This window comes from Superficieibacter electus, assembly GCF_002915575.1.
In the GTDB taxonomy this organism is placed as follows: domain Bacteria; phylum Pseudomonadota; class Gammaproteobacteria; order Enterobacterales; family Enterobacteriaceae; genus Superficieibacter; species Superficieibacter electus.
The window spans coordinates 1-1,657 of record NZ_PQGD01000070.1; the positions used below are offsets into that span (position 1 = coordinate 1).

Here is a 1,657-nt window from a genome sequence, read left to right on the forward strand (position 1 = left end):
GCGGTAAACGAGTGAGGGAATTTCAGGTAAGATACTTCGGATGAGGAGCAAAAAGGTGGTTTATACTTCCTATACCCAGTAGTGTTCCCCTGTCGGTTTGGTTGGGGTCGATGCCCCACTTTGGGCGCGGCGTTGGGCGCCGCAAGATGAAAGCTCTGTGTGAAGGCTTGGATATTAAGACCTTGGATGATTTCAATGCCATCACCGAAGAGCAGATCGTTAGCGTCGACAAATTCAGCTACAAAACTGCCGCAAAAGTGCTTGCAGGTATGGCTGAACATGCCGAGCTATTCAACAAGATTCAATCAATCATCGGGTTCAAACAGCAGGTCACTTCGGGGGATCGTTTTACCGGTGAGAAGATCGTGATCACCGGTTTTCGTGACGCGGCCTTGGAGAAGCTGATTGAAGCTGAGGGTGGTGAAGTGCAATCATCAGTCTCGTCGAAGACCACCATGGTGATCGCGGCATCCACTTCCGGATCTTCCGGCAAATTGAAGAAAGTGCACGATCTCAACAACAGCGGAAAGGCAAATATCAAACTGATTGATCTGGCCACCTTCCGTAAGCAATATCTGGAACAACCAGCATCGACTGGTTTGGAGTTTTAATGAGTCACCCACAACTTGAGCTAATAGTCGCTGTGGATTCTAAGTTGGGATTCGGGAAAGGCGGCAAGATTCCATGGAAATGCAAAGAAGACATGGCGCGATTTACGCGGATTTCTAAAGAGATCCGCGTGTGCGTTATGGGGAAACACACGTATACTGACATGCGTGACATGCAGTTAGAAAAGGATGGCGCCGAGGAGCGAATCAAGGAGAAAGGAATTCTCCCCGAACGCGAATCGTTCGTGATCTCCTCGACGTTAAAACAAGAAGATGTCATAGGCGCTACTGTCGTTCCTGATCTTCGTGCTGTGATCAACCTGTATGAGAATACCGATCAACGCATTGCTGTCATTGGTGGGGAGAAGTTGTACATTCAAGCTCTTTCATCAGCAACGAAACTGCACATGACCATAATTCCAAGAGAGTTCGACTGTGATCGATTTATTCCTGTTGATCCGATCCAGAACAATTTTCACATTGATTCCAGTGCCAGCGAGACTGTGGAGGCAACCGTTGATGAGACTCAAGAGCGCATTCACTTTGCTACTTACGTGCGTAACAATCAGTAACGCGCTGGCAGTGGAAGAACAAGAACCAGAAACGAAGCAGACGGTGTTGGCCGTCTGCTTCGAAACATCATTATTGGCTCGAGAACTGATCGAGAATACCATTCTTGCGGACGACATCCAAAACAATACAGAAAAGATAGCTTTGCAGTTGTCGGAGCCCCTCCCCCCAACTTATAATGGGATTATTGCTGGGCTAAACAATGCTGTCGCCATGCGTGGGACAGCAAACGTTGAATCGCCATCAAGAGCATCCACAGATTTACGTGCAGCCGTCATCGGTTTATGGTGTATAAATGACACCATAGCCGCCCTGAATCAGACTGATAATGCAGTCTTACAGGACGGCGAGTTGCAACAAACACTTGTCGATTATTACAACAACTTATTGGCTGACATCGTTTGTCGTTTTCAGAAGACGGCTGCACTGAACGTCAGAAGCCGACTGCACTATAGCAGCGGAGGGGTTGGATCCATCAG

3 protein-coding genes are annotated in these 1,657 nt (G+C 48.0%); all 3 read left to right on the plus strand.

Annotation, left to right across the window (positions count from 1 at the left end; all coding sequences use genetic code 11):
• Nucleotides 1–146 precede the first annotated feature (146 nt).
• Nucleotides 147–611: a BRCT domain-containing protein gene (locus CHU32_RS27780; RefSeq protein WP_000645230.1), complete on the plus strand. Its 465-nt coding sequence runs from the start codon at nt 147–149 to the stop codon at nt 609–611.
• Nucleotides 611–1,180, plus strand: a complete 570-nt coding sequence (gene dfrA19 / locus CHU32_RS27785; RefSeq protein ID WP_000019304.1) for a trimethoprim-resistant dihydrofolate reductase DfrA19 — start codon at nt 611–613, stop codon at nt 1,178–1,180. Before CHU32_RS27780 ends, dfrA19 begins: the two co-directional genes overlap by 1 nt.
• 10 nt (nt 1,181–1,190) lie before the next feature.
• Nucleotides 1,191–1,657: hypothetical protein (locus CHU32_RS28410; protein WP_154400862.1), on the plus strand; the 467-nt coding region annotated here is incomplete at its 3' end.

Coding starts and splice junctions, on each gene's coding strand:
- dfrA19 (WP_000019304.1), top strand. CDS start 611: ATGAGTCACCCACAACTTGAGCTAATAGTCGCTGTGGATTCTAAGTTG.
- CHU32_RS27780 (WP_000645230.1), top strand. CDS start 147: ATGAAAGCTCTGTGTGAAGGCTTGGATATTAAGACCTTGGATGATTTC.